Here is a 2,500-nt window from a genome sequence, read left to right on the forward strand (position 1 = left end):
CAGGCCCGGCTCGCCGGCCCTCGCCTGCCCTTTCCGGATCCCGGAGTGTGCGAGGGTCGCCCGGCGCCCCCGGCCGGACCTGTGGATCCCCCGGAAGGCGGAGCGGGGCAGCCGGCCGGCGGGGACATCCCGCTCGTCATGCCGCTCCACGCCAGGCTTCAGCCCGGATCGCCCGGGGCCGCATCCGTGCGCCCGTCCGGGCCGCGAACGGGAGCGGACGGGAGCGGCCCGTAGACCCTTTCCCTCCCGGCCGGTCGGCATCGGCGCGCCCGGTTCGGCGGCGACGTGGGCGGCCGGAGAGGTCTCCGCTACGGCCTCGTGCCGTCGGGGTCGGGCCGTCGGGGTCGGGCGGGGTGAGGTTGAGGGGGGCGTGGGCGGACGGCTCAGGGGCTGTCGGGCGGCCCGCCGGCGTTTGGGGGCTCGGGTCGGGGTGTTTGTCGGGTTGGTTTGTTGGGGACAGCAAAAACCCCCGGGCCATGGGCACGGGGGTTTTGATTTGGGTGCGGGAGCAGGATTTGAACCTGCGACCTTCAGGTTATGAGCCTGACGAGCTACCGGGCTGCTCCATCCCGCGGCAGTGGGGTGTGATGGAAGCTGTTCGAGTTGTTTTTCTAATCCGCTGACCGACTGGTAGACCCGGCGGCGACCTACTCTCCCGCGCCTTAAGACGAAGTACCATTGGCTCTGGAGGGCTTAACGACCGAGTTCGGAATGGGATCGGGTGGGGAACCTCCGACATAGCCACCGGGTCAACCAGGCGGTCAGTGGATTGGAGAAGACATTGTCTATTCAAAGATCGAATGAGTTTTGCTGAGAAACGATCAAGCCGATCGGATTATTAGTACCAGTCAGCTTCATGGGTCGCCCCACTTCCACACCTGGCCTATCAACGTGGTAGTCTTCCACGATCCTCAGCGAAGCCTTGTTTTGAGGTTAGTTTCCCGCTTAGATGCTTTCAGCGGTTATCTATTCCGTACATAGCTACCCTGCTGCGCAGCTGGCGCCACGACAGGTCCACCAGAGGTACGTCCATCCCGGTCCTCTCGTACTAGGGACAGATCCTCTCAAGCTTCGAACACCCACGGCAGATAGGGACCAAACTGTCTCACGACGTTCTGAACCCAGCTCACGTACCACTTTAAATGGCGAACAGCCATACCCTTGGGACCTGCTCCAGCCCCAGGATGTGATGAGCCGACATCGAGGTGCCAAACTTTGCCGTCGATATGGACTCTTGGGCAAAATCAGCCTGTTATCCCTAGAGTACCTTTTATCCGTTGAGCGATGGCCCTTCCACGCGGGACCACCGGATCACTATGGCCGACTTTCGTCTCTGCTCGACTTGTCAGTCTCGCAGTCAGGCGAGCTTATGCCATTGCACTCGACGAGCGATTTCCGACCGCTCTGAGCTCACCATCGCGCGCCTCCGTTACACTTTGGGAGGCGACCGCCCCAGTCAAACTACCCACCACGCCATGTCCCGGGACCGGATAACGGCCCTCGGTTAGACGTCAACGACAGTAAGGGTGGTATTTCAAGGATGACTCCACCGGTGCTGGCGCCCCGGTTTCATAGTCTCCCACCTATCCTACACATACGGTCGCTAACGCCAAGGCGAAGCTATAGTAAAGGTTCATAGGGTCTTTCCGTCTGACCGCGGGAACCCCGCATCTTCACGGGGAATTCAATTTCACTGAGCCTGTGCTGGAGACAGTGGGGAAGTCGTTACGCCATTCGTGCAGGTCGGAACTTACCCGACAAGGAATTTCGCTACCTTAGGACCGTTATAGTTACGGCCGCCGTTTACCTGGGCTTCAGTTCGACGCTTTCACATCTCCCTTTAACCTTCAGGCACCGGGCAGGCGTCAGACCCTATACGTCGCATTGCTGCTTCGCAGAGCCCTGTGTTTTTGCTAAACAGTCGCTACCCCCTGGCTTGTGCCACTCAGTCTTGGTTGCCCAAGGTGAGTCACGCTTATTCCGAAGTTACGCGTGCAATTTGCCGAGTTCCTTCAGCACAGTTCTCTCAAGCGCCTTGGTATACTCTACCTGACCACCTGTGTCGGTTTCGGGTACGGTCTCTGCTGGAGTTATTTCCAGGGACGACTTCGCTGCCAGGACAATCCAATAAGCCCTGACAACTTACGCCATCCGTCACTTCCAGCTGGTGCAGGAATATTTACCTGCTTCCCATCGACTACGCTTTTCAGCCTCGCCTTAGGGGCCGACTAACCCTGCGCAGATTAGCTTTACGCAGGAACCCTTGGTCTTTCGGCGACAGTGTTTCTCACACTGTTTATCGTTACTCATGTCAGCATTCTCACTTCCGATACCTCCAGCCAACCTCACGGTTGACCTTCACCGGCTTACGGAACGCTCCGCTACCGCTTGCACAAAGTGCAAACCCATACCTTCGGCGACTGGCTTGAGCCCCGTTACATTTTCCGCGCAGGATCGCTTGATCAGTGAGCTGTTACGCTTTCTTTAAAGGATGGCTGCT

General features: G+C 59.1%; 1 tRNA gene and 2 rRNA genes (1 of these 3 cut by a window edge). All 3 read right to left on the bottom strand.

Annotation, left to right across the window (positions count from 1 at the left end):
* Positions 1-497: 497 nt before the first annotated feature.
* A tRNA-Met gene (locus ACLQ7T_RS12030) sits at positions 498-574 on the bottom strand.
* Positions 575-634: 60 nt separating this feature from the next.
* Positions 635-749 (bottom strand): 5S ribosomal RNA (gene rrf, locus ACLQ7T_RS12035).
* A gap of 68 nt (positions 750-817) precedes the next feature.
* Positions 818-2,500 (bottom strand): 23S ribosomal RNA (locus ACLQ7T_RS12040); it runs 1,105 nt beyond the window's last position.

The sequence above is a fragment of the Brevundimonas sediminis genome (assembly GCF_048799765.1).
GTDB lineage: Bacteria > Pseudomonadota > Alphaproteobacteria > Caulobacterales > Caulobacteraceae > Brevundimonas.